The 23,194-nt window shown below is 72.4% G+C and carries 28 protein-coding genes; 22 read left to right on the top strand and 6 right to left on the bottom strand.

What is annotated here, in order from left to right:
* The first annotated feature begins 57 nt into the window (after positions 1–57).
* Positions 58–606, top strand: a complete 549-nt coding sequence (locus LPA27_RS06605; RefSeq protein WP_228941932.1) for a GtrA family protein — start codon at positions 58–60, stop codon at positions 604–606.
* Here the strand turns inward: LPA27_RS06605 and LPA27_RS06600 are convergent.
* Together LPA27_RS06600 and LPA27_RS06595 are read right to left on the bottom strand one after the other, a co-directional pair.
* Complete coding sequence (locus tag LPA27_RS06600) at positions 533–1,147, bottom strand: Maf family protein (protein ID WP_228941931.1); 615 nt, start codon at positions 1,145–1,147, stop codon at positions 533–535. The two genes, LPA27_RS06605 and LPA27_RS06600, sit on opposite strands and share 74 nt — an antisense overlap.
* Before the next feature lie 20 nt (positions 1,148–1,167).
* On the bottom strand, positions 1,168–1,824 hold the full coding sequence (locus LPA27_RS06595) for a TetR/AcrR family transcriptional regulator (RefSeq protein ID WP_228941930.1): 657 nt from the start codon (positions 1,822–1,824) through the stop codon (positions 1,168–1,170).
* Between the two features lie 90 nt (positions 1,825–1,914).
* On the opposite strand from LPA27_RS06595, the gene LPA27_RS06590 reads away from it, so the two are divergent.
* Positions 1,915–3,354, top strand: coding sequence for an MFS transporter (locus tag LPA27_RS06590; RefSeq protein ID WP_228941929.1), 1,440 nt, complete (start codon positions 1,915–1,917; stop codon positions 3,352–3,354).
* A 10-nt stretch (positions 3,355–3,364) separates the two neighbouring features.
* Positions 3,365–4,111, top strand: coding sequence for a response regulator transcription factor (locus LPA27_RS06585; RefSeq protein WP_228941928.1), 747 nt, complete (start codon positions 3,365–3,367; stop codon positions 4,109–4,111).
* A gap of 19 nt (positions 4,112–4,130) precedes the next feature.
* Here the strand turns inward: LPA27_RS06585 and LPA27_RS06580 are convergent, their stop codons facing one another.
* Positions 4,131–4,355, bottom strand: coding sequence for an acyl-CoA carboxylase subunit epsilon (locus tag LPA27_RS06580; RefSeq protein ID WP_228941927.1), 225 nt, complete (start codon positions 4,353–4,355; stop codon positions 4,131–4,133).
* Positions 4,352–5,929, bottom strand: coding sequence for an acyl-CoA carboxylase subunit beta (locus LPA27_RS06575; protein WP_156697903.1), 1,578 nt, complete (start codon positions 5,927–5,929; stop codon positions 4,352–4,354). The genes LPA27_RS06580 and LPA27_RS06575 overlap by 4 nt, the downstream gene beginning before the upstream one ends.
* A 107-nt stretch (positions 5,930–6,036) precedes the next feature.
* Here LPA27_RS06575 and LPA27_RS06570 point away from each other — a divergent pair, with 107 nt between their 5' ends.
* The 7 genes from LPA27_RS06570 to LPA27_RS06540 all read left to right on the top strand — a co-directional run bounded on the left by LPA27_RS06570 (position 6,037) and on the right by LPA27_RS06540 (position 11,970).
* Positions 6,037–6,888, top strand: coding sequence for a biotin--[acetyl-CoA-carboxylase] ligase (locus LPA27_RS06570; protein WP_228941926.1), 852 nt, complete (start codon positions 6,037–6,039; stop codon positions 6,886–6,888).
* 50 nt (positions 6,889–6,938) lie between these two features.
* Positions 6,939–7,451 carry a PH domain-containing protein gene (locus tag LPA27_RS06565; RefSeq protein WP_228941925.1) on the top strand — a complete coding sequence of 171 codons (513 nt, stop codon included), beginning with the start codon at positions 6,939–6,941 and terminating at the stop codon, positions 7,449–7,451.
* Positions 7,452–7,494: 43 nt separating this feature from the next.
* Positions 7,495–8,433: an adenylate/guanylate cyclase domain-containing protein gene (locus tag LPA27_RS06560; RefSeq protein ID WP_056863912.1), complete on the top strand. Its 939-nt coding sequence runs from the start codon at positions 7,495–7,497 to the stop codon at positions 8,431–8,433.
* A 95-nt stretch (positions 8,434–8,528) separates the two neighbouring features.
* A complete protein-coding gene (locus LPA27_RS06555; protein WP_228941924.1) occupies positions 8,529–9,008 on the top strand; it encodes a winged helix-turn-helix domain-containing protein in 480 nt (159 codons plus the stop codon).
* Positions 9,009–9,034: 26 nt separating this feature from the next.
* Positions 9,035–10,195, top strand: a complete 1,161-nt coding sequence (locus LPA27_RS06550) for a 5-(carboxyamino)imidazole ribonucleotide synthase (RefSeq protein ID WP_267477185.1) — start codon at positions 9,035–9,037, stop codon at positions 10,193–10,195.
* Positions 10,196–10,199: 4 nt separating this feature from the next.
* A complete protein-coding gene (purE, locus tag LPA27_RS06545; protein WP_416383229.1) occupies positions 10,200–10,772 on the top strand; it encodes a 5-(carboxyamino)imidazole ribonucleotide mutase in 573 nt (190 codons plus the stop codon).
* Positions 10,773–10,779: 7 nt separating this feature from the next.
* Complete coding sequence (locus LPA27_RS06540) at positions 10,780–11,970, top strand: heparan-alpha-glucosaminide N-acetyltransferase domain-containing protein (protein ID WP_056863913.1); 1,191 nt, start codon at positions 10,780–10,782, stop codon at positions 11,968–11,970.
* Here LPA27_RS06540 and LPA27_RS06535 read toward each other — a convergent pair.
* A complete protein-coding gene (locus LPA27_RS06535; protein ID WP_228941923.1) occupies positions 11,959–12,426 on the bottom strand; it encodes a CoA-binding protein in 468 nt (155 codons plus the stop codon). The genes LPA27_RS06540 and LPA27_RS06535 overlap by 12 nt on opposite strands.
* A gap of 59 nt (positions 12,427–12,485) precedes the next feature.
* Between LPA27_RS06535 and LPA27_RS06530 the strand changes: the two genes are divergently transcribed.
* The 11 genes from LPA27_RS06530 (at position 12,486) to LPA27_RS06480 (ending at position 22,024) form a co-directional block, all read left to right on the top strand.
* Entirely contained in the window at positions 12,486–13,658 is a 1,173-nt protein-coding gene (locus tag LPA27_RS06530) for an acyl-CoA dehydrogenase family protein (RefSeq protein ID WP_056863914.1), read from the top strand.
* A gap of 239 nt (positions 13,659–13,897) precedes the next feature.
* On the top strand, positions 13,898–14,368 hold the full coding sequence (locus LPA27_RS06525; RefSeq protein ID WP_156697851.1) for a hypothetical protein: 471 nt from the start codon (positions 13,898–13,900) through the stop codon (positions 14,366–14,368).
* Positions 14,369–14,463: 95 nt separating this feature from the next.
* Positions 14,464–14,871 carry a four-helix bundle copper-binding protein gene (locus tag LPA27_RS06520; protein ID WP_056863916.1) on the top strand — a complete coding sequence of 136 codons (408 nt, stop codon included), beginning with the start codon at positions 14,464–14,466 and terminating at the stop codon, positions 14,869–14,871.
* Positions 14,872–15,069: 198 nt separating this feature from the next.
* Complete coding sequence (locus LPA27_RS06515) at positions 15,070–15,663, top strand: DUF305 domain-containing protein (RefSeq protein ID WP_056863917.1); 594 nt, start codon at positions 15,070–15,072, stop codon at positions 15,661–15,663.
* A gap of 313 nt (positions 15,664–15,976) precedes the next feature.
* Entirely contained in the window at positions 15,977–18,337 is a 2,361-nt protein-coding gene (locus LPA27_RS06510) for a heavy metal translocating P-type ATPase (protein WP_267477184.1), read from the top strand.
* Positions 18,338–18,363: 26 nt separating this feature from the next.
* A complete protein-coding gene (locus LPA27_RS06505) occupies positions 18,364–18,873 on the top strand; it encodes a DUF6153 family protein (RefSeq protein ID WP_156697852.1) in 510 nt (169 codons plus the stop codon).
* Positions 18,874–19,007: 134 nt separating this feature from the next.
* Positions 19,008–19,655, top strand: a complete 648-nt coding sequence (locus tag LPA27_RS06500) for a DUF305 domain-containing protein (protein WP_056863919.1) — start codon at positions 19,008–19,010, stop codon at positions 19,653–19,655.
* Positions 19,656–19,789: 134 nt separating this feature from the next.
* A complete protein-coding gene (locus LPA27_RS06495) occupies positions 19,790–20,659 on the top strand; it encodes a F510_1955 family glycosylhydrolase (RefSeq protein WP_056863920.1) in 870 nt (289 codons plus the stop codon).
* A gap of 216 nt (positions 20,660–20,875) precedes the next feature.
* Positions 20,876–21,358: a MerR family transcriptional regulator gene (locus LPA27_RS06490; protein ID WP_228941922.1), complete on the top strand. Its 483-nt coding sequence runs from the start codon at positions 20,876–20,878 to the stop codon at positions 21,356–21,358.
* On the top strand, positions 21,355–21,636 hold the full coding sequence (locus LPA27_RS06485; protein ID WP_056863922.1) for a hypothetical protein: 282 nt from the start codon (positions 21,355–21,357) through the stop codon (positions 21,634–21,636). Before LPA27_RS06490 ends, LPA27_RS06485 begins: the two co-directional genes overlap by 4 nt.
* Before the next feature lie 55 nt (positions 21,637–21,691).
* Positions 21,692–22,024, top strand: a complete 333-nt coding sequence (locus LPA27_RS06480; RefSeq protein WP_056864588.1) for a YnfA family protein — start codon at positions 21,692–21,694, stop codon at positions 22,022–22,024.
* A 200-nt stretch (positions 22,025–22,224) separates the two neighbouring features.
* Here the strand turns inward: LPA27_RS06480 and LPA27_RS06475 are convergent, their stop codons facing one another.
* Complete coding sequence (locus LPA27_RS06475; protein ID WP_056863923.1) at positions 22,225–22,536, bottom strand: hypothetical protein; 312 nt, start codon at positions 22,534–22,536, stop codon at positions 22,225–22,227.
* A 60-nt stretch (positions 22,537–22,596) separates the two neighbouring features.
* Between LPA27_RS06475 and LPA27_RS06470 the strand changes: the two genes are divergently transcribed.
* The gene (locus LPA27_RS06470; RefSeq protein WP_228941921.1) at positions 22,597–23,160 is read left to right on the top strand and encodes a DinB family protein; all 564 of its coding nucleotides are present in this window, start codon (positions 22,597–22,599) and stop codon (positions 23,158–23,160) included.
* The last annotated feature ends 34 nt before the right edge of the window (positions 23,161–23,194 follow it).

Raw genomic sequence — 23,194 nt, 5'->3', positions numbered from 1 at the left:
CGGGCCGGGGAGCACGTCGCTCCCCGGCCCGACGTCGTCGTGGCCTAGCCTGGACCCATGGGCGAGGGTCGCGAGCGGGTCCTCGCCGAGGTCGGCAGGTTCCTGGCCGTCGGCGGCCTGGCCACCGTCGTGGCGCTCGTGCTGTTCAACATCCTGGTCCACGGCTTCAACACCGGCGAGCACGCGCTGCTGCCCGACCAGCCGGTGCTGGCCTACGTCGTCGCCAACACCGTGGGCATGGTCATCAGCTACCGCGGCACGCGCAGCTGGGCCTTCCGCGACCGTCCGCCGCGCCAGGCCGACGGGGGCCGCTCGGCCTTCGTCGTCATCAACGTGGCGACCATGGCCCTGCCGGTGCTGTGCCTGGTGGTCAGCCGCGACGTGCTGGGCCTCGACGACCCGGTCTCCGACAACGTCGCGGCCAACGTCATCGGCCTGGCCCTCGGAGTCGGTGCGCGGTTCTACCTCTTCCGCACCTTCGTGTTCCGGCGCCCGATCGGGCTCGGCGACATCTACCCCGCCGAGGAGACCCTCACGGCCGCGCCCACAGGTCGGTCCACGACCGACCCAGCGCCGCCGTCAGCTCGCGGAGGAGCGGCAGGCTGACGCCCACCACGTTGTGGTGGTCGCCCTCGATGCCGGTGACGAAGGCGCCGCCCAGGCCGTCGACGGTGAAGGCGCCCGCGACGTGCAGCGGCTCGCCGGTCGCGACGTAGGCCGCGATCTCGGCGTCGCTGACCTGCGCGAAGTGCACGGTCGTCGACGCGGTCGCCCCGGTCGAGCGCCCGCTGGCGAGGTCGCGCAGGTGGTGACCGGTGCGCAGCACCCCGGTGCGCCCGCGCATGGCCTCCCAGCGCGCGACGGCCTCGGCGGGGGAGTGGGGCTTGCCGAGCGCCCGGCCGTCGAGCTCGAGCACCGAGTCGCAGCCGAGCACGAGGGCGTCGGCGGGCACCTCGGAGCCCGTCGACCCGGCCCGCTCGGCCACGGCGTCGCATTTGAGGCGAGCGAGTCCGAGGGCGAGGTCGGCGGCCGGCAGGCCGTCGAGCACCGACTCGTCGACGCCGCTGACCACGACCACGGGATCGAGGCCGGCGCTGCGCAGCGTGGCGAGTCGGGCGGGGGAGGCACTGGCCAGCACGAAGGTCACCGCACGAGCCTAGAGGCCGGCTAGCGACCGGGCGCAGGGGACGGCGGCGCCACGACGTCGAGGGCCTCGCCGAAGGTGCAGCTGGTGAGGGCGTCGAGGGCGCCGCTGCCGTCGGCCCCGCGCTCGCCCACGTGCTCGGGGGCCCGCATCGCGAGCATGACGTTGAGCAGCATGCCGTGGGCGACGAAGTCGCGCGCACGGTCGTCGGTGCAGCCGGTGCGCCGCACGGTCGCGAAGATGCGGCCCATGCAGGCGCGGGCCCGCTCGGCCACCTCGTCGAGGTCGCCGGCGGAGAAGCCGTGCATCATCACCTGCAGCAGCGCCCGGTCGGCCAGCAGCTCGGTGTAGGCCAGGCCCATGCGTCCCCAGTCGTCGTCGCTGTCGGGGTCGAAGGGTCCCTCGGCGAGCACGTCGGCGAAGGCCCGGTCGATGCGCAGCGTGGCGCGCTCGAAGACCTCGAGGAAGAGGTCGAGCTTGGTGCCGAAGAGGCGCACGACGTAGGGCTGCGAGACCGCGGCCTCCCGGGCGACCGCGTCGGTGCTGGTGCCGTGGTAGCCGCCGCGGGCGAAGGCCCGGGTGGCCGCGTCGAGCACCAGCTCGCGGCGGTCCTCGGCGCTCATCCGCGAGGCTCCGGCGGCGCGGTCCGGGGGGCGGGTCTCGGCGCGGGAGGAGGGCATGCTTGACATGTTATCAGTCGATTACCTACCGTCGTCCGTGGAGTTGATCATCCGATGCCTTCCCGCGACCTCCTCACCAGGGAGCCCACGATGTCCCTCACCGACGACCGCCCCACCCCCGCGCTGACACCGACCCCGCCCGCGCCGCCCGCGCGTCGCCACGTGCCCGTGGCGCTGGCGGTCCTCGCGGCCTCGCTGCCGATGTTCATGGCCACGCTCGACAACCTCGTGATGACCAGTGCCCTGCCGGTGGTGCAGGCCGACCTGGCCGCGAGCGTCAGCCAGCTGTCGTGGTTCGTCAACGCCTACACGCTGTCGTTCGCGACCTTCATGCTCCCGGCCGCGACCCTGGGCGACCGCCTGGGGCGCCGGCGCGTGATGCTGGCGGGCGTCGTGGTCTTCACGGCCGCCTCGATCGCCGCCGCGCTCAGCGGGAGCGCGGAGTCGCTCATCGCCGCGCGCGCCGTGCAGGGCCTCGGCGCGGCGGCGATCATGCCGCTGTCGCTGACCCTGCTCGCGGCGAGCGTGACGCCGCAGCGGCGCGCGGCGGCCATCGGCGTGTGGGGCGGCGTCTCCGGGCTCGGCGTCGCGCTGGGTCCGGTGGTCGGGGGAGCCGTCGTCGAGGGCGTCAGCTGGCAGGCCATCTTCTGGCTCAACGTGCCGGTCGCGGTGGTGGCCGTGCCGCTGCTGCTCTGGGCCGTGCCCGAGTCGCGCGGCACCTGGCAGCGGCTCGACCCCGTGGGCACGCTGCTGCTCGGCGGCGCGGTGTTCCTCGGCATCTGGGGCATCGTGCACGGCAACGACGACGGCTGGTCCGACGTGCGGGTCGCCGGCCCGCTCGTCGTGGCGGTCGCGCTGCTCCCGGCGTACGTCGGGTGGGCACGGGGGCGTGCTTACGCGGTGCTGCCGCTGCGGCTGTTCGCCTCCCGGGGCTTCTCGGTGGCCAACGCCGTGGGGCTCACCTTCACCCTCGGCGTCTTCGGCACGGTCTTCCTGCTCTCGCAGTACCTCCAGGTCGTCGACGGCTACTCCCCGCTCGAGGCCGGGCTGCGCACGCTGCCCTGGACGGCGGCGCCGATGGTCGTGGCACCGATCGCCGGGGCGCTGGCCGCGCGCACCGGCCTGCGCGCGCTGCTGGTGACGGGGCTGCTGCTGCAGACCGGGGCGCTGGCGTGGTTCGCGGCCCTCACCGAGAGCCAGGCGTCCTACCCGTCGTTCGTGCCCGCCCTGGCGATGGCCGGGATCGGCATGGGTCTGACCTTCGCGCCCAGCGCGACCGCCGTGCTCGACGGCCTGCCCGACGCCGACTTCGCCGTGGCCAGCTCGGCCAACTCCACGATCCGCGAGTTCGGGGTCGCCCTCGGCGTCGCGGTGCTCACCGCCGTCTTCCTCGGCGCGGGTGGCGACATCACCCCCACCGGCTACGACGGGGCCATCGGCGTCGCCCTCCTGACCGGGTCCGCCGCGGTCGCGGTGGCGGTGGTCGCGGCCTGCTTCGCCCCCGGCCGGCGGGGCTCGACCATGCCCTAGGCTCCCGGCCATGCCGGAGCGACCCCCCGCCGCCGCCCCCGTCGCGGTGGTCATCGAGGACGACCCCGACGTCCGCGACCTCATCGACATCGTGCTCACCCAGGCGGGCCTGACCACGGTGCTCGCCGGCAACGGCTTCGAGGGCATCGACGCGGTGCGCGCGCACGCGCCGCTCCTGACGACCCTCGACGTCAACATGCCGGGCCTCGACGGCTTCGCGGTGGCGCGCCGGCTGCGCGAGCTCAGCGGCACCCACGTCGTGATGATCTCGGCCATGGCCGAGGACGGCGACGCCGCGGCGGGTCTGCAGGCTGGCGCCGACGACTACCTGGTCAAGCCCTTCCGCCCGCGCGACCTGCGGGCCAAGGCCGACGCGCTGGTCGCCGACGCGGCGAGCCTCGCCGCGCGCACGCCGCCGGGGGTCCTGCTGCCGGCGACGCTGGAGCTCAACGGCCTGGTGCTCGACACCGCCACAGGAGCGGTCGAGGTCGACGGGCGGCCGGTCGACCTCGGCGCGCACGAGCGCACCCTCCTCACGACCCTGCTCTCGACCGGACGGCGGGTGCGGGGCAAGGCCGACCTGGTGCTCTCGGTGCGCGGCGACCGGCCGGGCCCCACCGTGGTCGACGACGACGACCGGCAGGGCCTCGACGCGTGCGTCGGGGCCCTGCTCCACGAGCTCGAGGACACCGGCGACCGGCCCCGTTTCGTGGAGGCCGTCGGCGAGGTCGGCTACCGCTGCGCCGAGCAGCGCTGAGCCGGGCCGCGCGTGGGGCTCAGCGCGGCAGCGCGCTGGCCCGCCAGCCGCCCGGCCCGTGCGGCTGGTTGCGCCGCACCAGGCGGGCCGGAGCGCTCCACTCGGGGCGCCGCGTCGCCGGCGCCGGCTCCGGGCCGGCACCGAGGGCGGAGACGACGGCCACCAGGGCGGCGATCTCCTCCGGCGTCGCGTCGGGCGTGACGACCCGCAGCACGGGAGCCGCGGGCTCCTGCTCGGCGCTCACAGCGGGATGTTCCCGTGCTTCTTCGCAGGCAGGGTCTCGCGCTTGGAGCGCAGCAGGCGCAGGGCCCGGACGACCTCGACGCGGGTCTCGTGGGGCGTGATGACCGCGTCGATGTAGCCACGCTCGGCGGCGATGTAGGGGTTGGCCAGGGTGGTGTCGTACTCGTCGATGAGCTCGGCACGACGCGCCTCGACGTCGCCGCCCTCCTTCTCGACGGCCTTGAGCTCCTTGCGGTGCACGATGTTGGCCGCGCCCTGGGCGCCCATCACCGCGATCTGGGCGGTGGGCCACGCGACGTTGATGTCGGCGCCGAGGTGCTTGGAGCCCATGACGTCGTAGGCGCCGCCGTAGGCCTTGCGGGTGATGACGGTGATGAGCGGCACCGTCGCCTCGGCGTAGGCGTAGATCAGCTTGGCGCCCCGGCGGATGATGCCGTTCCACTCCTGGTCGGTGCCGGGCAGGAAGCCGGGCACGTCGACGAAGGTCAGCACCGGGATGTTGAAGGCGTCGCAGAAGCGGACGAAGCGCGCGGCCTTCTCCGAGGCGTCGATGTCGAGGGTGCCGGCGAACTGCATCGGCTGGTTGGCCACGACGCCCACCGAGTGCCCCTCGACGCGGCCGAAGCCGACGATGAGGTTGGGGGCGAAGAGCTCCTGGACCTCGAGGAACTCCTCGTCGTCGACGACCGCCTCGATGACGGTGTGCATGTCGTAGGGCTGGTTCGGGGAGTCGGGGATGATCGTGTCGAGGGCCAGGTCGAGCTCGGAGGGCTCGAGGTCGGCGGGGTCGTCGAAGGTCGGCGACTCGTCGAGGTTGTTCTGCGGCAGGAACGACAGCAGCGCCTTGACGTACTCGATCGCGTCGGCCTCGTCGGAGCCCATGTAGTGGGCGTTGCCCGACTTGGTGTTGTGGGTGCGCGCGCCCCCGAGCTCCTCCATCGAGACGTCCTCGCCGGTGACGGTCTTGATGACGTCGGGCCCGGTGATGAACATGTTGGAGGTGCCGTCGACCATGATCGTGAAGTCGGTGACCGCGGGGGAGTAGACGTGGCCGCCGGCGCAGGAGCCCATGATCATGGAGATCTGCGGGATGACGCCCGAGGCGTGCACGTTGCGGCGGAAGATCTCGCCGTAGAGGCCGAGGGAGACCACGCCCTCCTGGATCCGGGCGCCGGCACCCTCGTTGATGCCGATGATCGGGCAGCCGGTCTTGATGGCGAGGTCCATCACCTTGGTGATCTTCTCGCCGTAGACCTCGCCCAGCGAGCCGCCGAAGACGGTGAAGTCCTGGGAGAACACACAGACCTGGCGGCCGTCGATGGTGCCGTAGCCGGTCACCACGCCGTCGCCGTAGGGGCGGGTCTTCTCCAGGCCGAAGGCGGTGGAGCGGTGCCGGGCCAGCTCGTCGAGCTCCACGAAGGAGCCCTCGTCGAAGAGCTGCTCGATGCGCTCGCGCGCGGTCTGGCGGCCCTTGGCGTGCTGCTTCTCGACGGCCTTGGCCGAGCCGGCGTGCACCGCCTCGTCGAGACGGCGGTCGAGGTCGGCCAGCTTGCCCGCGGTGGTGTGGAGGTCGATGCCTGTCTCCTGAGAGGGGACGTCGGTGCCCTCGCCTGGCTGTGCGCTCACGTGTATCCGGCCTCCTGATCTGGCCCGTCGAGTGGTCGTGCGTCAATGTAGTGCCCGTGACCCCGGACACCGCCGAGCGCCCACCCCACGAGCCGGAGCGGCTCCCGCTCGACGCCCCGCTCGACCCGGCCGCGCTCGTGGTGCCCGGCCTGAGGGTGGAGGTGGTCGCCTCCACGCCGTCCACCAACGCGCTGGTCGCCGAGCGGGCCCGGTCCGGCGAGGCCGAGGGGCTGGTGGTGGTGGCCGAGCACCAGACCGCGGGCCGGGGACGCCTCGACCGCGGCTTCGAGATGCCGGCGCGCACCTCCCTGCCCTTCTCGGTCCTGCTGCGCCCGCGGGTGCCGGCGCAGCAGTGGCCGTGGCTGCCGCTGCTGACCGGGCAGGCGGTCGCCGCGACCCTGCGCGCCCACGGCTTCGAGGCCGGGGTGAAGTGGCCCAACGACGTGCTGTGCGCCCCCGCGGGCGGCGAGCGCAAGCTGGTCGGGATCCTCGTCGAGCGGGTCGAGGGTCCCGCCGGTGCGGCCGCCGTGGTCGGGATCGGGCTCAACGTCGGGACCCCTGCCGACCGGCTGCCGGTCGCCACGGCCACCTCGCTGGCGCTCGAGGCCGACCGGCTCGGCCTCCCGGTGCCGAGCCGCGCGGCCCTCCTCGTCGACCTGCTCGCCACGCTGCGGGAGTCCTACGACACCTGGCAGGGCGGCGGCGCCGGCGCGGCCGAGCGGCTGCGCGCGTCGTACGCCGCCTCCTGCGTGAGCGTCGGCCGGCGCGTGCGCGTCGAGCTGCCCGCGGGGCGGACCCTGCTGGGGCAGGCGACCGGGGTCGACGAGCAGGGTCGCCTGGTGGTCGCGGGACCCGACGGCGAGGTGGCCGTGGGGGCCGGCGACGTGGTGCACGCGCGCGCCCTGTGAGGTGGCCCGACCGGTGCGCGCGGGTCGCCCGCAGGTGACATGATCGTGTGGTGGCCATCTCGCAGAAGCTGCTCAACGACGGGGAGTCCGTCGTCCTCAGCACCCGCACCCACCCCAAGGCGCTGCTGCTGCCGCTGCTGACCCTCGTCGTGCTGCTCGCCGTCGGCGTCGCGGCGCTGGTGCTGCTCGAGGGCGAGGTGGGCCGCGTGGCGTCGCTGGTCGTGTGGGCGCTGGTCGCCGTGGCCGCGCTGTGGTGGGTGCTGCGCCCCTTCCTGGTCTGGCTCACCGCCTCCTACACCTTCACCGACCGTCGTCTCATCACCCGCACCGGCGTCGTGACCCGCCGTGGCCACGACATCCCGCTGTCGCGGATCAGCGACGTGGCCATCGAGCTGCACCTGGTCGACCGGCTCCTGGGCTGCGGCACGCTGATCATCAGCGACGCCAGCACCCACGGTCAGGTCGCGCTGCCCGACATCCCCCACGTCGAGGAGACCCACCGCCGCCTCAACCTGCTCCTGCACGACCTGCACGAGCCGCGCTCGCGGGCCGACGGTGCGTGAGCCGGGGCCGAGCAGGCGACCGGGCGACCTGGAGCGGGCGATCATGGGCGACGTGCCGGTGCTGACCTCACCCGAGCTGGCCGAGCACGCCGGTGTCTCGCTCGAGCAGGCCCGCCGGCTGTGGCGCGCGCTGGGCTTCCCCGAGCACCCCGCCGACGAGGCGGCCTTCATGGGCGCCGACTCCGAGGCGGTGGGCGTCCTGCTGGAGGTGGTGCGCTCCGGGCTCATCGACTTCGACCTCGCGGTCAACCTCACGCGTGCGGTGGGGCAGACGATGGCGCGCCTGGCCGACTGGGAGGTCTCGGCCCTGGTGCAGCACGTCGAGGAGATGGACGCCGACGAGGCCGGCCCCGGGGCCCGCGTCGACCTCGCCCTGCAGGTCGTCGAGGACTTCTCCAAGCCCTTCGAGTCGATGCTGATCTACGCGTGGCGCCGCCACCTGGCCGCCGCCGCGGCCCGCATCGAGGCCCTCGGCGCCACCGACGAGGACCTCCACACGACCACGCTCACCGTCGGCTTCGCCGACATCGTGGGCTTCACCGCCCTCAGCAACACCCTCACCGAGGAGCGCATCGGCGACCTCGTGGAGCTCTTCGAGGTGCGCTGCGCCGACGTCGTGGCCACCCAGCGCGGCCGGGTGATCAAGAGCATCGGCGACTCGGTGCTCTTCGTGAACGACGACCCCATCCGGGCCTACGACACCGCCGAGGGGATCATCAACGTGATCGGTCGCGACCCGCGGATGCCCGACATCCGCCTCGGCCTGGCCAGCGGGTCGGTGGTGATGCGCCTGGGCGACGTCTTCGGCCCGCCGGTCAACATGGCCGCGCGGCTGACCGCGGTGGCCCGGCGCAACCGGATCATCATCGACGCCGCGACGGCTGCGGTGCTGCCGGAGGACCAGTTCGAGACCCGCCGTCTGCCGGCCCGACCGGTGCGCGGCTTCGGTCTCGTCGAGCCGGTGGCCGTTCGTCGCCACTGAGCATTTCTTCAGTCTCCCCAGTGTGACAGTTTCCTGCCACTGTCATTGTGCGGCATTTCCTTACTTTCGCCCGGGTCGCTTCGTACGGTTGTCCCGTGTACAGCGTTCAGGACGTCTCCCTCGACCCCGAGACCCGCCGCGCGTGGAAGGGGGACGACGAGATCACCTTCTCCCGCAAGGAGTTCGATCTCGTCCTCGCCCTCATCTCCCGCCCCGGCGAGATCGTCACGCGTGAGCAGCTGATGCGCGAGGTGTGGCACACCAGCTTCTGGACCTCCTCCAAGACCATCGACGTCCACCTGGGCTGGGTGCGCCGCAAGATCGGCGACAACCCGCGGCGCCCGCACCTGATCACCACCATCCGCGGCAAGGGGCTGCGCTTCGAGCCGCAGCCCCCTCCCGGCCACCCGGCCGCGGGCGGCGAGGGTGCGCAGCCGGTGGCCCCGATCGTCATCGACGTCGCGACCGACTGCGCCGACGGCCCGGCCGTCCCCGGTGTCGGGGCTCCCGAGATGGCCTACCGCGCTCCCGAGGCCGACCGCGTGTCCGCCGCGGAGCGCCCCGTGGTCGCCTGACGGGGGCGTCTCCTAGGGTTGGGGCCGTGCCCCAGTCCGCTCCCGTCCTCGCCGTCATCGGCGGTGGCCAGCTGGCCCGGATGATGGCCCAGCCCGCCATCGCCCTGGGTCTGCCGCTGCGCCTGCTCGCCGAGGCCGAGGGTGTCTCCGCCGCGCAGGTCGTGCCCGACCACGTCGTCGGCGACTACCGCGACCTCGCCACGCTGCGCCGCGTCACCGACGGCTGCCCGGTGGTGACCTTCGACCACGAGCACGTGCCGACCGAGCACCTCCACGCGCTCGAGGCCGCCGGCGTCGCCGTGCGACCCGGCCCCGACGCCCTCGTCCACGCCCAGGACAAGGCCGTGATGCGCACGCGCCTGGCCGAGCTGGGCGTCCCGTGCCCGCGCAACGCCGTCGTGGCTTCCCCCGACGAGGTCGAGGCCTTCGGCCTGCCCTGCGTGCTCAAGACCACCCGCGGTGGCTACGACGGCAAAGGAGTGTGGTTCGTGCGGTCGCTCGAGGACTGCGCCGAGCCGCTGCGCGCCGCCGCCGAGGGCGGCGTCGGCCTGCTGGCCGAGGAGCTCGTCGACTTCCGCCGCGAGCTCTCGGCCCTCGTGGTGCGCTCGCCCAGCGGCCAGGCCGCGGCCTACCCCGTCGTCGCCTCCACCCAGCGCGACGGCATCTGCCACGAGGTGGTCGCCCCCGCCCCCGACCTCGACCCGGAGCTGGGCGGCCAGGCGCAGGAGATCGCGCTGCGCATCGCCGGCGAGCTCGGCGTCACCGGGGTGCTGGCCGTGGAGCTCTTCGAGACCAACGACGGGCGGATCCTCGTCAACGAGCTGGCCATGCGCCCCCACAACACCGGTCACTGGACCCAGGACGGCGCGGTGACCTCCCAGTTCGAGAACCACCTGCGTGCCGTCATGGACCTGCCGCTGGGCTCGCCGGCCCCCCGCGCGCGCTGGACGGTGATGGTCAACATCCTCGGCAGCGACGACACCGAGGTGGGACGGCTGTGGGACGGCTTCCCCCACGCCCTGGCCCGCGACCCCCACCTGCGCGTGCACCTCTACGGCAAGGACCTGCGCCCCGGGCGCAAGGTCGGGCACGTCAACGCCTACGGCGACGACCTCGAGGACTGCCTGGAGCGGGCGCGGCACGCCGCCGCCTGGTTCCGCGGCGACCTCGGCAACGAGAGCGAGTAGACCCGTGACCGACACCCCCACCGGCACCCCCACCGGCACCCCCACCGGTCCTGCCACCGGGCGGCCCGCCCCGCGCGTCGGCATCGTGATGGGCTCCGACTCCGACTGGCCGGTCATGCGGGCCGCCGCGGAGGCGCTGGCCGAGTTCGAGGTGCCGCACGAGGCCGACGTGGTCTCGGCCCACCGGATGCCCGAGGAGATGCTCGACTACGGCCGCCGCGCCCACGAGCGCGGCCTGTCGGTGATCATCGCCGGCGCCGGCGGCGCCGCCCACCTGCCCGGCATGCTCGCCGCGGTCACGCCGCTGCCGGTGGTCGGGGTGCCGGTGCCGCTGAAGTACCTCGACGGCATGGACTCCCTGCTCTCCATCGTGCAGATGCCCGCCGGTGTGCCGGTGGCCACCGTCGCGGTGGGCGGCGCGCGCAACGCCGGCCTGCTCGCCGTGCGGATCCTGGCCGCGACCGACCCGCGGCTGCAGCAGCGGATGCGCGACTTCCAGGCCGAGCTGCGCACCGCGGCCCACGCCAAGGGCGAGGTCGTGCGCCGCGAGGCCGCCCCCCGTCGCCTCGGCTTCTGACCCGACCGTGCCGGGGTCGGGGGACGGCGCGGGGCGCCTGCTCGGCGTCGACGTGGCCCGCTGCCTGGCCCTGGTCGGCATGGTGGCGACCCACGTCGTCGACCCGCGCGACCCCGACGGGTCGCTCAGCGCGGCGCAGTGGCTGGCCGGCGGACGGGCCTCGGCGCTCTTCGCGGTGCTCCTGGGGGTCAGCCTCGCGCTGACCACTGGGCGCCGCGAGCCGGTGCAGGGGCGCGAGCGCGCGGCGCGCTCGACGGGCATCGTGGTCCGCGCGGTGCTGATCGGGCTGCTCGGGCTCGCGCTCGGCCAGCCCGACTCGGGGCTCGCGGTGATCCTCACCTACTACGCCGTGCTGCTGCTGCTGGCCCTGCCCTTCCTCGGGCTCCGCCCGCCCGCGCTCCTGGGCCTGGCCGCCGCCTGGGTGGCGGCGGCGCCGCTCTTCTCCTACGTGCTGCGCGCCGAGCTCGCCCCGCGCGGCGTCGCCAGCCCGACCTTCGCCCAGCTGGTGGCGGATCCCACCGGGCTGTCGGCCGAGCTGCTGTGGACCGGCTACTACCCAGCGGTGCCCTGGCTGTCCTACGTGCTGGTGGGGCTGGCCCTGGGCCGTCTCGACCTCGCCCGGCGCGCGGTCGGGACGGCGGTCGCGCTCGGCGGGCTGGCCCTCGCGGTGGGGTCCAGCGTCCTGGCCGGGGCCCTGGTGGCACGCACCGACCTCACCGCCGCGCAGCTCGACGAGGCCGCCGGGGGCATGTTCGGCACGACGCCGCCCGGCGAGCCGGGCTGGCTGGTGGCCGCGGCGCCGCACAGCTCGACCACGCTCGACCTGCTGCAGACCATCGGCAGCGCGGGCCTGGTCCTGGGGCTGTGCCTGCTCCTCGACGCCACCCTGGTGCGCCACGGCCTCGACGTCGCGCGTCGCGCGGTCGGCATCGTCTTCGGCGCCGGGACGATGGTGCTCACGCTCTACTCGCTGCACGTGCTGCTGCGCACCGACCGGCTGTGGCCGCCCGAGGAGTCCTCGGCCTACCCCGCCCACCTCCTCGTGCTGCTCGGCATCGGCGCGCTCTACGCCGCGGCCGGGCGCCGTGGCCCCCTCGAGCAGCTGGTCTCCCTGGCCTCCCAGGGGGCCGCCCGACTCGTGCGCGGGCGCTCAGCCGACCCCTCAGCCGGCCCCTCAGACGGCCCCTCAGACGGCTGAGCCGCGCCGGCGCCACTCGATGGCCGGGCAGGTGTCCATCACCATGGCCACGCCGGCGGACCGGGTGCGGCGCAGGGCCGCCTCGTCGACCACGCCGAGCTGCAGCCACACCCCGCGCGCCCCGACGGCGACCGCCTGGTCGGCCACCTCGCCGGCGAACTGCGAGCGACGGAAGACGTCGACCACGTCGAGGGCGAAGGGCACGTCGGCGAGGGTGGGCCAGGCGGGCTCGCCCAGCACGACGAGACGCCCGTCGGCGGCGGCCGGGTGGACCGGCACGATCCGCTTGCCGCGCTGCTGGAGCAGGTGGGCGATGCCGTACGCCGTACGGCTCGGGTCGCCGGAGAGCCCGACGACGGCCCAGGTGTCGCACGCGTCGAGCATGAGGTCGACCGAACCGGCGTGCTGCCAGTCGCCGGTCAGGGGGGCGCCGGGGAGGGGGGCGTCGGAGGTCACACCGCCAGCCTAGGTCGCGGGGTGCACGTGCGTCCTACCTCCGAGTAACCTCGGATGCTATGACGTCCAACTATCCCCTCTACGCCCTGTCCGAGGAGCACCAGACGATCCGCGAGGCGGTGCGCGACCTGTGCGACGCCAAGGTCGCCCCCCACGCCGCCGAGGTGGACGAGCAGGCCCGCTACCCCCACGAGGCCGCGGCCGCGTTGCTCGCCGCCGACTTCCACGCCCCCCACGTGCCCGAGGAGTACGGCGGCGCCGGTGCCGACGCCCTCGCGACCGTGCTGGTCATCGAGGAGGTGGCGCGCGCCGACGTGTCGGCCTCGCTGATCCCGGCCGTCAACAAGCTGGGCTCGCTGCCGGTGCAGATCGCCGGCTCGGAGGAGCTGAAGAAGAAGTACCTCGGGGCGTTGGCCCGCGGCGAGGGCGGCTTCTCCTACTGCCTCTCCGAGCCCGAGGCCGGCTCCGACGCGGTGTCGATGAGGACCAAGGCCGTGCGCGACGGCGAGGACTGGGTGCTGAACGGCACCAAGCGGTGGATCAGCAACGCGGGGGAGTCGGAGTACTACACGGTGCTCGCCGTCACCGACCCCGAGAAGCGCTCCAAGGGCATCTCGGCCTTCGTCGTCGAGAAGTCCGACGAGGGCGTCTCCTTCGGCGCCCCCGAGAAGAAGCTGGGCATCAAGGGCAGCCCGACCCGCGAGGTCTACCTCGACCACGTGCGCATCCCCGCCGACCGGATGATCGGCGCCGAGGGCACCGGCTTCGAGACCGCCATGAAGACCCTCGACCACACCCGCGTCACCATCGCCGCCCAGGCCGTCGGCGTCGCCCAGGGCGCGCTCGACTACGCGCTGCAGTACGCCAAGGAGCGCGAGCAGTTCGGCAAGGCGATCGCGGAGTTCCAGGGCCTGCAGTTCATGCTCGCCGACATGGGCATGAAGATCGAGGCCGCCCGCCAGATGACCTACGCCGCCGCCGGCCGCTCCGAGCGCGGCGACGCCGACCTCACGTTCTTCGGCGCCGCGGCCAAGTGCTTCGCCTCCGACGTGGCCATGCAGGTCTGCGTCGACGCCGTGCAGGTGCTGGGCGGCTACGGCTTCACCAAGGACTACCCCGTCGAGCGCATGATGCGCGATGCGAAGATCACCCAGATCTACGAGGGCACCAACCAGGTCCAACGCATCGTGATGGCACGGCAGCTCCTTGCAGGGGTTCAGTCACAGCTCTGACCTGCGGGTTTGCGGTCCAAAGCGGCGATTCCTGTGGCCATGGTGCCAGACAGGCGCGACGTGACAATGGCCGAGTTCGGCATCTTCAAGCACCGAGACGCACCCGTCCGCACGGTCTGTGTGTCGCTTGTGTGACACGTCCGCGACCGTGATCCTGCTCGACGACGAGCACGAGCGCCGGCCGGCCGCCGTTCCGGCGGATCGGCATGTGAGGACGGCGACTGGGTACGGTGTTGCTGATGCGCGCGCACAAGACGATGTCCTTGGAGCCGCCCCATGGGTGGCTGGTTGCGTGCGTGATGGCCTCGCTCTTCGTCCTGATGGGGGCCTCCGGCGATGACGTGTTCGCGCGCCATGTCGGCATGTCGGCCTCCGGGTCCGCGACGTCCGGCACCGCCCCTGGAGCCGACAGCCTGACCGTGCCGACGGACCCCCGGCTGGCCGCTGGCGAGGTTCTGACCGTCCGGCCCGACCACAGCAGCGACGACGGCGGCACTGCCGCTCACACGCTTCACCTGTTCGGCGCCTGCTTGGCGATCTTGTGTGCCGCTGCGGTGCTTCTGCATCGCCGCGGATGGTGGCCTGGGTCAACACACGCGACTGCAGCACTGTCACCGCGGCTGACGTTTCCCGCCTCCTGGCTCGCGCGCGTGCTCAGGGGCCCTCCGCCCCGAGATCCGCCTCGCTTCTCTCCGGTGATCCGGACCTGAGGGCTGGTGCGTTCGCCTGCGCCACGGCTTGGCCGTGACGCCACTACGCACACCCGTACAGCAGGTCCACACCAACGAGAGACGGAGAGAAGACAATGTCCAGCACGATCACCGAGATGATGAAGACCTACCCCGCCGAGATCAACGCCGACCGCGAGCTCCTGGCGCAGTGCGTGGCCGCATGCGTGGAGTGCGCCCAGACGTGCACCGCGTGCGCCGATGCGTGCCTCAGCGAGGAGATGGTCGCCGACCTGACCAAGTGCATCCGCACGAACGCCGACTGCGCCGACATCTGCGAGACCACCGGACGGGTGTTGTCACGCCACACCGGCTACGACGCGAACATCACCCGGGCCGTGCTCCAAGCGTGCACGCAGGCGTGCAAGTCCTGCGCCGAGGAGTGCGAGCAGCACGCCGAGATGCACGAGCACTGCCGCATCTGCGCCGAGGCCTGCCGCCGCTGCGAGGACGCCTGCAACCGCCTGCTGGCCGCCATCGGCTGAGAACCGACCGCACCGGCCGATGGCCGGGCCCCACGGGGTCCGGCCATCGGGCGCGCCGTTCACGCGCTGCGCGGCTCACAGACTGGAAGGACCGACGACCATGACTCAGCACCAGCAGGACGACCAGCACCACCACCAGCACGAGGACCACAACACGAGCGACAGCGGTGAGGACCACGGGGACGGCACGAGGCGAAGATGTACCTCAGGTTCGGCCTGATGATCGCGACGTCCACTGTCGTGATGTTCGCACTCACGTACACGAACGCCTTCAGTGCCGACCATGTCCGCTTCAGCGAGGAGCGCCTCTACATGGCGCTGCTCATGGGCGCGGCGATGGCGCTCATCATGCTGGCCTTCATGTGGGGGATGATGTACCGCAACCGCACGGTGAACGTGGCCATCGTCGTGGGCGCGCTCCTTCTCGGCGGCACGGCGCTCTATCTGTCCCGCTCGCAGGCGCTCGTCGAGGACGAGAGCTACATGAAGGCGATGATCCCGCACCACTCGATCGCCATCCTGACCAGCGAGAGGGCGGGCATCGAGGACGTCCGGGTGCGCGAGCTGGCCGACGGCATCACCGCCGCGCAGCGCAAGGAGATCAAGGAGATGGACTGGCTGGTCCAGGACATCGAGGAGAACGGCCCGGCGACCACTCCGGAGGAGGCCGAGCAGCGACCGGTCCCGGACTTCGAGGGCTCGGCCATGGGGCAGCGGGACGCATGGCGCGCCGCGCAGACACTCCTGCGTGCGCTTCTCGCTCTCCCGTTGGTCGGCAACGTGGCCCGCTGATCTCTCTCGCGTCTGGAGGCCTGACCGGGGTCCACAACTCTTCGGTCAGGCCTCCACCACCCGGCGCGGACGCATGTCTGTCACGAACGGACGAGCCTGGTGATGGCGCTCATCGCCTCATCCACCCCCGCCTGAGCGTCGTGGCCGTCGAGCCGACCGGGCCCAGCCTCGAACGGCTCGGACGCACCGTGTGGTTCTGCTCCGACGGGTGCCAACGCGAGTACGCCGGCGACCCCGACCGCTTCGCCACACCTCACCCGCCCACCACCGAGTCGGGGGTTGCGAACATACCCCCAGGGGGTATCATCGAGTCATGAGCAGCCACCAGCACCACGTCACCGCTCAGAGCGGAGCGGTCAAGGACCCCGTGTGCGGCATGGACGTCGACCCCGCCACGACCGAGCACGTCGCCGAGCACGAAGGCGTCACCCACCACTTCTGCTCCGAGCGCTGCCGGTCCCGGTTCCTCGCGGACCCGGAGGCGTTCCTCCACGCGTCCAACAGCGCCCCCGGCAGCGCACCCAGCCAGCCGGTTCCGGCCGCATCCGGTGCCGAGGTGGTCGAGTACACGTGCCCGATGCACCCCGAGATCCGGCAGGACGGGCCGGGCACCTGCCCGATCTGCGGCATGGCCCTCGAACCCGTGATGGTCACCGCTGACGCGGGGCCCTCCGAGGAGCTGCGCGACATGACCCGTCGGTTCTGGATCGGCGTCGCCCTGTCCATCCCGGTCCTCATCCTCGGCATGGGCCGCGACCTCGTCCCGTGGCTGCACGACAACGTCTCCGCGACCGGGTCGACGTGGATCCAGCTCGCCCTCGCCACCCCGGTGGTGCTGTGGGCCGGCTGGCCGTTCTTCGTCCGCGGCTGGGCATCGGTGCGAACCCGGAACCTGAATATGTTCACCCTCATCGCGATGGGCACCGGCGTCGCCTGGCTGTTCAGCGTCGTCGCCACCGTCGCGCCCGGCATCTTCCCCGACGCCTTCCGCACCGACGGCGCCGTCGACGTGTACTTCGAGGCGGCCGCCGTCATCACGACCCTCGTCCTGCTCGGCCAGGTCCTCGAGCTCCGCGCCCGCGAGGCGACCTCGGGTGCCATCAAGGCGCTCCTCGACCTCTCCCCGAAGACCGCCCGCCGCATCCGCGACGACGGCACCGACGAAGAAGTCACCCTCGACCAGGTCCAGCTCGGCGACCTGCTGCGCGTGCGCCCCGGCGAGAAGGTCCCGGTCGACGGCCTCGTCGAGGACGGGAACTCCGCCGTCGACGAGTCGCTGGTCACCGGCGAGTCGATGCCGGTGACGAAGCACGCCGGCGACAACGCCATCGGCGGCACCCTCAACCAGACCGGCGCGCTGCTGGTGCGCGCCACCGCGGTGGGCCGCGACACGATGCTGGCCCGCATCGTGAACATGGTCGCCGAGGCGCAACGCTCCCGAGCCCCCATTCAGCGCATCGTCGACCGGGTCTCCGCGGTGTTCGTGCCCACCGTGATCGGCATCGCCGTGCTCGCGTTCGTCGTCTGGGCCCTCGTCGGACCCGACCCCCAACTGGCGCACGCCCTCGTGGTCGCGGTGAGCGTCCTCATCATCGCCTGCCCGTGTGCCCTCGGTTTGGCCACACCCATGTCCATCATGGTCGGCGTCGGCCGCGGCGCCCAGATGGGTGTCCTCATCAAGAACGCCGAAGCGCTCGAGCGGATGGAGAAGGTCGACACCGTCGTCGTCGACAAGACCGGCACCCTCACCGAAGGCAAGCCCGCCGTCACCGCCATCCACCCCGCCACCGGCCACGACGCCCACGAGCTGCTGCGGCTCGCAGCCGCGGTGGAGAACGCCTCCGAGCACCCCCTGGCCCGCGCCATCGTCGAGAAGGCCCAGGCCCAGTCGAGCGGCAGGCTGCCTGAGGTGGCTGACTTCGACGCGCCCGCCGGCAAGGGCGTCCTCGGCACTGTCGAAGGCCGCCGGGTGCTCATCGGCACGACCGGGTTCCTCACCAGCCAGGGCGTCGACCCGGCAGAGCTGGCTGGGCCGGCGGACGAGCTGCGCCGCAGCGGCGCCACGGCCGTCCTCGTCGCCATCGACGGGCAGCCGGCCGGCGTCATCGGCATCGCCGACCAGGTCAAGGACACCACCCCCGCCGCCCTGGCCGCGCTCCGCAAGGAGGGCATCGAGGTCATCATGCTCACCGGCGACAACCAGGTCACCGCGCAGGCCGTTGCCGCCGACCTCGGCATCGACCGCGTCGAGGCTGAGGTGCTGCCCGACCACAAGGCGGACGTCGTCAACCGCCTGCGCGCCGAAGGCCGCGTCGTCGCGTTCGCCGGCGACGGAGTCAACGACGCCCCCGCCCTTGCGGCCGCCGACGTGGGCCTGGCCATGGGGACCGGCACCGACGTCGCCATCGAGTCCGCCGGTGTCACCCTCCTCCGCGGCGACCTCAACGGCATCGCCCACGCCCGCCAGCTCTCCCACGCCGTCATGTCGAATGTGCGCAGGGGCCTCTTTCTCGCCTTCGCGTACAACACCGCGGGCATCCCCATCGCGGCCGGCGTCCTCTACCCCGTGTTCGGGTGGCTGCTGTCCCCGGTCATCGCCGCGGCCGCCATGGCCCTGTCGTCGGTCAGCGTCATCATCAACGCCCTGCGACTGCGCACCCAACGGCTCGGCTGAACCCGCCGTCCGTAGCATCGAACCCGATGAGCCCCGCGCCCACGACCACCGCCGCTGGCACCCGCAGACCCCTGCGGGTGCCGGCGGCTGCGCGCGTCAGCGTCCCCACTGCGCTGGCAGCGCTCGTCGTGGCCCTCGTTGTCGGCATCCTCGGCATGCACGCCCTCACCAGCCACGGCACCACCGTCGCGCCAGTGGCTGCCACCGGCATGACGGCGCCTGCCCACGCCACGGAGATGGTTGCCAGCAGCTCACACGACGCCCACGCCGCGGAACACGCCACAGGGACCACAGCCGTCCGCGCCGAGGCTGACCGGGGCTCGGGTTCGGGACACGACATGGCGGGCATGGCCATGCTGTGCGTCGTCATGCTCGCCGGCGCGGCGCTCACCCTGCTCGTCCTGCTGGCCGTCGGCGTACGGCGGCCGCTGCTGCCGGCCACGTTCGCACCCGCCGCCGTACGCGCCCGGGTCCAGCGGCGGGTCCGCGGCACCGGCCCACCGCCCGTGTGGCAGTTCTCCGTCATCAGGTGCTGACAGGCAGGTAGCCCGCCGACCCAGCACGGTCCCTGCTGCGCCTGCACCTTGTCGCGCGCCTGGATCAAGTGCTGCCCGAGCGGTGCGCACCCGACCTGCCTGACCCTGATGACCTCGAACAGGAGAACCACCTCATGCGCTACCCCCGACCCGCCGCGCTCGTACGCCGGCCCACCCTGCTGCTCGGCAGCCTGACCCTCGGCCTGGCACTCACGCTCACCGCGTGCGGCAACGACGAGGCGCCCGGCAACACGTCCGCGCAGGTGTCCGAGACCGACCACAACGACGCCGACGTCGCCTTCGCGACCGACATGATCCAGCACCACGCCCAGGCCCTCTCGATGGTGGACCTGACCGTCGACCGCACCCTCGACCCCGAGGTGCAGCAGCTCGCCGACGACATCCGCGAGGCCCAGGGCCCCGAGATCGAGACCATGAGCGACTGGCTCCAGGACTGGGACGAGGAGATCCCCGCGACGATGCGCGACCACTCCAACGCCGGGCACGACATGGGTGGGATGGGTGACTCCATGGACGGCCTGGCCTCCGACATGCCCGGCATGATGTCGGGCGAGGACTTCGACGAGCTCGAGAACGCCTCCGACGCCGAGTTCCAGAACATGTGGCTCGAGATGATGGTTGAGCACCACGAGGGCGCCGTCGAGATGGCCCAGGAGCAGCAGGAGAACGGCCAGTACAAGCCGGCCGTCGACCTCGCCGGTGATGTGGTGGACACGCAGACGGCCGAGATCGAGAAGATGAACTCGCTGCTCGGCTCCTGAGGCACCAAGCATCCGCGCTCGTCCGCGGCGGGGCGGTCACCCCATGTCGGGTGACCGCCCTGCACCACCGGGTTGTCCCCGAACCGCGTAGACCACCCGCTCACCCAGACCCACTCACCCCCACCCGGAGTGTCATGTTCCACCGCCCGCAACGCCGCATGACCGCAACCGTTCTCACCGTCGGAGCCGCCGCTCTCGTCCTGACCGGCTGCGGAACCGACGACAGCCCGACCCCGCCGGGGGCGCCGAACGCTGCCGAGGACACGGCGCTGGGCCACGTGCACGGCCTCGGCGTCGACCCAGGCGACGGCACCTTGTACGTGGCCTCCCACTTCGGCGTCTTCCGCGTCGGCCAGGACGGGACGCCCGAACGGGTCGCCGACCGATGGCAGGACACCATGGGCTTCGCCGTGGTGGGCCCAGGTCACTTCCTCGGGTCCGGCCATCCCGACCTGCGCGAACGACTCCCGGCCAGCTTGGGGCTGATCGAGTCCACCGACGGCGCCGAGACGTGGGAGACAGTGTCGCTGCTCGGCGACGCCGACCTGCACGCCATCGAACCGGCGGGCGACCGCATCTACGCCTACGACTCCGTGAGCGGGTCGCTCCTCACAACCACCGACCGCAAGAACTGGACCACCCTCAGCACGCAGCCGCTCTACGATCTCGCCGCTGATCCCGCCGACCCGGACACCGTCTACGCCACCACCGACCGCGGCGCCCTTGTCCGCTCCACCGACGGGCAGGAGCCCCGCCCAGTAGCCGGGGCGCCAACGCTCACGGCCATCGACTGGCAGCCCGACGGACCGCTGGTAGGCATCGGCGCCGACGGCACGGTCATGACCAGCTCCGACGCCGTCCAGTGGCAGAAGGCAGGCCAGCTCGACGGCCCCGCCGAAGCACTTGACGCCGTAGCGGGCAGGTGGCACGCAGCCACCGAGAAGGGCGTGTACGAGTCCACCGATGAGGGCCAGACCTGGGAGGTTCTCCTCCAGGTCCACTGATGCCCCGGATGCGCCGGCCCGAACGGCGCGACTCACGCCTCGGCGCCGGCCCAGGAGGCGGTCGTCGGCCGCTCGCGCACGCTCCCCGCATCCTCGCGGCGTGTCCAGTGACCAAGTGGACGGGCACGTGGCGGTCGATGTGTTGGTGCCGACGGCGTACGTCGAGGGCTTCGACGGGCTGGTCCAACGCGCCGGAGCGACGCTCGGCACCACGTCATGACGAGCGATGCTGGCGCAGTGGCGGGCTTTCGGCGGGGGCCGGTGGCTGCTGCCGCGGAGGTGAAGATCGAGACCTTGCGGTACTACGAACGTAGGGGTCTTCTGGCCGAACCGGACCGCAGCCCCGGAGGGCACCGGCTCTACCCCGCCGAGGCGGTCACGGTGCTGCGCGTCATCAAGGCCGCACAGCAACGCGGGTTCACACTGGACGAGGTGGCCGACCTGCTCGAGCTTGGCCGGCACCGGCACGGCAAGCGCGTGGATGGGGGTCTTCAGCAGCGGGCACGCGAAAAGCTCATCGAGGTCGAGAACCCCATCACCGACTTGGAGACCATCCGCGACAACCTCGCCGCCACCATCGACGCCGGATGCGACGACCTGTTGGCCCGCGCCTCGGCCGAGTGCTGCCCCATCCCCTTCACCGCCATCACCATCCACCCGGCCAGCGCGGCCGCCACCGCCGTGGAAGGCTCACGATGACGTTCAAGGACCGGCATCTGGGGGGAGGGGCGACTGCGGCGTGCGCGGTGTGCTGCGCGACCCCCGTCGTGGGGTTCCTGGGCGTCGCCGGGTTCGCCGCCACGGCCGCGACCCTGGCGTTCGCGGACGTCGTGTTCGCTGTCGTGGTCGGTGTTGCCAGCATCGCAGGGGTCCTGGTGCGTCGCTCCCGGTCGCGGCAGGTCGCCTGCGCCTTCCCGGAAGGTGCTGGCCCTGTCGAGCTTGAGCTGGGCGCGACACGGGCCGGTGACACCGGTTGACCGCGGCGGGGACGGGCTCCTCGTCGCGATGGGACCGACTGGGAGACTCACGTCCATGGTCGTGAAGTCGCTGTTCTTGTTCGCGTTGGCCGCCGTCGCGGAGATCGGTGGGGCGTGGCTGGTGTGGCAAGGCGTACGGGAGCACCGGGGCTGGTTGTGGGGCGGTGCCGGCGTCATCGCGCTGGGCCTGTACGGCTTCGTGGCCACGCTCCAGCCGGACGCGAACTTCGGGCGCATCCTGGCCGCGTACGGTGGCGTGTTCGTGGTCGGCTCGCTGCTGTGGGGTGTGGCCCTCGACGGCTTCCGTCCTGACCGGTACGACGTGGCAGGCGCACTGGTTTGTCTGGTCGGGGTGACGGTCATCATGTACGCCCCGCGGACGGGCTGAGCGCTCGCCGCGAGCCCACAGCCCGGAGTGGGAGCATGCAGGTATGGAGCCGACGCAGCTGAGCTGCTCGTGTTGCGGGCGAAGCAAGCCGCGGGCCGCCTTGCACGCCCTGAACGGCGGCGCCTACATCTGCCGTCGATGCGGGCTGTGGGTGGCACTGCGCCTCAAGCGCGACCCAGCGTCGAGGGCGTGAGCCGCGCTCATGCGTGCATCGAGCGGCGCAGTGCCTCACGCAGCTCGGCGAGTCCTGGCACGCCGGCCAGACCGGACGCAGTCTGGTACATCCGGCACGCCAGCCCCACGGCTGCGCCCGCTTGTGCGAACGGGTCCCGGCCGTTGATGAGGAACGTCGGTGAGCCCGTGAACCCGCGCGCCTGAGCCTGCTCATCGGACTCGATGACGGTCACGGACACCGACGCTGAGGCGTCGAGCTCGGCGAGCGCAGCCACGGTCAGGTCGTAGGCAGAGGCTTCGTGCGGGCACTCCGTCACCACCAGCAGCTCCACGTCCATGCCACCAGCATGCCCGACCGCTCGCGGAGTCACTGCCCTCCCGTCACGGTCAGCGGTTCCGTGAGCAGCCATCGCGCGGGAGACTGGGTCGTGGCCACACAGGGGCAGCCGCCGGACCGGCAGAGCATCCATGCCGAGCTAGAGCGAGCGCGAGCTGACCTGCGCCACGTCGTGTCCCAGGCCACCGCTGTCGACCTTCGCCGCCGCACGAACGGGACACGGTGGACCAACGGTCAGATGCTGTGGCACATGGCGTTCGGCTACCTGCTCGTGCGCCGCCTCCTGCCCCTGGTCCGTCTGTTCGGACGACTTCCCGAGCCGTTCAGCCGCGCCTTCGCGGCCGCGTTGAACGTCGGCACTCGACCGTTCCACTACGTCAACTACGTCGGCTCCGTGGGTGGCGCACTCGTCTTCCACGGCCCCCGGCTGACGCGGCAGCTCGACCACACCATCGACCGGCTCCATCGCCGCCTGGATGCGGAGTCCGACGACGCGCTGAGGCTCCGGATGCACTTCCCAGTCGGCTGGGACCCGTTCTTCGGCGACGCGATGACGCTCGAGCAGGTGTATCGCTACCCGACCCGGCACTACGACTTCCACCGGGCCCAGCTCACCCTCGAGTAGCCCCGTGCGGCACTCACCGTCGGGTGAGGGCCGG

Origin of the sequence: Nocardioides sp. Leaf374 (assembly GCF_916862475.1) — a bacterium.
Lineage (GTDB): Bacteria > Actinomycetota > Actinomycetes > Propionibacteriales > Nocardioidaceae > Nocardioides > Nocardioides kribbensis.
This window is presented reverse-complemented; position numbering and strand designations above follow the sequence as displayed.

Excerpts from the sequence above, each read along its gene's own strand:
- LPA27_RS06605 (WP_228941932.1), top strand. The coding sequence starts at position 58 with ATGGGCGAGGGTCGCGAGCGGGTCCTCGCCGAGGTCGGCAGGTTCCTG.
- LPA27_RS06595 (WP_228941930.1), bottom strand. The coding sequence starts at position 1,824 with ATGCCCTCCTCCCGCGCCGAGACCCGCCCCCCGGACCGCGCCGCCGGA.
- LPA27_RS06590 (WP_228941929.1), top strand. The coding sequence starts at position 1,915 with ATGTCCCTCACCGACGACCGCCCCACCCCCGCGCTGACACCGACCCCG.
- LPA27_RS06585 (WP_228941928.1), top strand. The coding sequence starts at position 3,365 with ATGCCGGAGCGACCCCCCGCCGCCGCCCCCGTCGCGGTGGTCATCGAG.
- LPA27_RS06560 (WP_056863912.1), top strand. The coding sequence starts at position 7,495 with ATGGGCGACGTGCCGGTGCTGACCTCACCCGAGCTGGCCGAGCACGCC.
- LPA27_RS06530 (WP_056863914.1), top strand. The coding sequence starts at position 12,486 with ATGACGTCCAACTATCCCCTCTACGCCCTGTCCGAGGAGCACCAGACG.
- LPA27_RS06525 (WP_156697851.1), top strand. The coding sequence starts at position 13,898 with ATGCGCGCGCACAAGACGATGTCCTTGGAGCCGCCCCATGGGTGGCTG.
- LPA27_RS06520 (WP_056863916.1), top strand. The coding sequence starts at position 14,464 with ATGTCCAGCACGATCACCGAGATGATGAAGACCTACCCCGCCGAGATC.
- LPA27_RS06515 (WP_056863917.1), top strand. The coding sequence starts at position 15,070 with ATGTACCTCAGGTTCGGCCTGATGATCGCGACGTCCACTGTCGTGATG.
- LPA27_RS06510 (WP_267477184.1), top strand. The coding sequence starts at position 15,977 with ATGAGCAGCCACCAGCACCACGTCACCGCTCAGAGCGGAGCGGTCAAG.
- LPA27_RS06505 (WP_156697852.1), top strand. The coding sequence starts at position 18,364 with ATGAGCCCCGCGCCCACGACCACCGCCGCTGGCACCCGCAGACCCCTG.
- LPA27_RS06500 (WP_056863919.1), top strand. The coding sequence starts at position 19,008 with ATGCGCTACCCCCGACCCGCCGCGCTCGTACGCCGGCCCACCCTGCTG.
- LPA27_RS06495 (WP_056863920.1), top strand. The coding sequence starts at position 19,790 with ATGTTCCACCGCCCGCAACGCCGCATGACCGCAACCGTTCTCACCGTC.
- LPA27_RS06490 (WP_228941922.1), top strand. The coding sequence starts at position 20,876 with ATGACGAGCGATGCTGGCGCAGTGGCGGGCTTTCGGCGGGGGCCGGTG.
- LPA27_RS06485 (WP_056863922.1), top strand. The coding sequence starts at position 21,355 with ATGACGTTCAAGGACCGGCATCTGGGGGGAGGGGCGACTGCGGCGTGC.
- LPA27_RS06480 (WP_056864588.1), top strand. The coding sequence starts at position 21,692 with ATGGTCGTGAAGTCGCTGTTCTTGTTCGCGTTGGCCGCCGTCGCGGAG.
- LPA27_RS06475 (WP_056863923.1), bottom strand. The coding sequence starts at position 22,536 with ATGGACGTGGAGCTGCTGGTGGTGACGGAGTGCCCGCACGAAGCCTCT.